The sequence below is a fragment of the Hydrocoleum sp. CS-953 genome (genome assembly GCF_002260545.1).
Lineage (GTDB): Bacteria > Cyanobacteriota > Cyanobacteriia > Cyanobacteriales > Microcoleaceae > Trichodesmium.
Map to the genome: position 1 here is coordinate 1 of NZ_LGSU01000087.1, position 2,088 is coordinate 2,088.

General features: G+C 38.6%; 1 protein-coding gene. It reads right to left on the minus strand.

The genetic code is table 11. The features are described from left to right. Nucleotides 1-205 precede the first annotated feature (205 nt). A complete protein-coding gene (sppA, locus tag AFK68_RS00540) occupies nucleotides 206-2,032 on the minus strand; it encodes a signal peptide peptidase SppA (protein ID WP_094670796.1) in 1,827 nt (608 codons plus the stop codon). Between the last annotated feature and the right edge of the window lie 56 nt (nucleotides 2,033-2,088).

Sequence of the window (2,088 nt, forward strand, 5' to 3'; positions counted from 1 at the left end):
TTTACCGAAATATTGTGGTTTAAAGCCTCCCCTTTTAAGGGGATAATAAATAAAAATTTTCCTGTTTGTCAATCCTCTCATTTTCAAGGAGAGGTAATTCTAAATTCTTAATTCTAAATTCTTAATTCTTGAACTTTGCTACTAGATTTGAATAGGGTGAGTTATGCTATTGCTAACAGCACCCTACTAATTCCTGAATCCTCAATTAATCAATTCTCAAATTAAACGGTAAACGAGTATAAATCCCATAAGGATCGTTCATCGCTCTCAAACTAGCTAACTCCTGCTGTAACTTTTTAAATTCTGCCGTTAGTGGGTCTACAGGAGTCGTAGATATGTCAACTTCTACACCAGAAAGACTGCGGAAAATCCGTTGCTCCAAACTACGAGACTTAGGATATTCCTCAACTTTCCAACTATCCCCTAGTTCAGCTTTTTCCGCAGCAACTTTAATAGCAACTTCTATCCCACCAATCTCATCAACCAAACCTAACTCTTGAGCATCAGCACCAGACCAAACTCTACCTTGAGCAATTTCCGCTACTTTTTCCTTGGCTAAATTACGAGCAGTTGCCACATTTGTAATAAACCGCTCGTAAATTGAATCAACCATCTTTTGAATTAATACTAACTCCTCCTCAGTTTTAGGACGAGAAGTAGTATTCAAATCTGCAAACTTACCAACTTTCACCACATCCCAAGTAATTCCATTTTCATTAGCTACTTCTTGAATATTGAACAAAACACCAAAAACCCCTATCGAACCAGTAACAGTAGTCGGTTCAGCAACTATTCGATCTGCATTCATAGAAATCCAATACCCGCCAGAAGCAGCAATATTACCCATAGATACAACCACAGGTTTTTCCTCACTAATAAGCTTGACTTCCCTACCAATAACTTCTGATGCTGATGCACTACCACCTGGACTATTAACTCGCAACACCACTGCCTTAACCTTGTCGTCAAATCGTAGCTTTCGCAATTCCTTTGCTACGCGATCGCCTCCTACCTGTCTAGGAGTACCAGTACCATTAACTATTTCTCCTTCAGCATAAACTACAGCAATTTTATTGTTGCTTTTAACATTGTTACTAAGACCTTCTGCAACTTTTGGTACTTTGCCATAATTGTTGAGACTAACTTGTGTAAAAGTTTTATCTTCCTCTTCTTTACCAGTTAGTTGTTTAAGTTTTGTCAACACTTCATCGTAATAGGCAACTCTATCTACTAACTTAGTTTCTAAACTGGTATTCGCTATCAATAGACCCTGATTATCAGCGATCGCTTGTAACTGCTGTGTTGTTAACCCTCGACTTGTAGAAATTGTTTGCAGATATTGACCCCAAATATTCTGTAATAATTGGAGAGTTTGCTGTCGGTTCTCCGGACTCATTTTTTCTAGGATAAAGGGTTCAACGGCAGACTTATATTTACCCACTCTCGTTACCTGAACTCCGATACCAAATTTATCCAACGCCCCAGTCAAAAACATAGTTTGAGAACTTAAACCATTGAACTCAAGGGCACCAAAAGGATTAATCACTACTTCATCTGCTACCGAAGCTAGATAATATTCTCTTTCTGTCCAGTCCATATCATAAGCAATGATAGTTTTGCCAGTGTCTCGGAACCGTTGAAGTGCTTGCCGTATTTCTTGTAGATTTGCTAATCCTGTTGCTCCTGGAGTGTTGCTACCTTTAATGTAAATGCCGATTATTTTTTCATCTTGGGCAGCAGCATTGAGAGTATTAATTACTGTTCGGAGGGTCATGGTTGTCGGTTGGTCGCTGGATAAAGCTTCTTGGAGTGCTTCCCCAGTGGAGGATATGGGTCGAGTATCTGTAATATTTGTACCGAGATCGAAGACTAAGATTGATTTGTCTTTAACTTGTGGACCTACATCCTTAGTTTTGCTGGCGATCGAAGCAACAAAAAATATTAGTCCGCCGAATCCGAGGCCAATAATTAGAGTAATTCCTAGTATGCTACCAATTAGACTGGCAAATGTGTATTTGAAGAAATCCTTCATTTTTCTAGTAAGAGTTGTTAATGTGGGAAACTAACTAATGGTATTAGTTTATATTT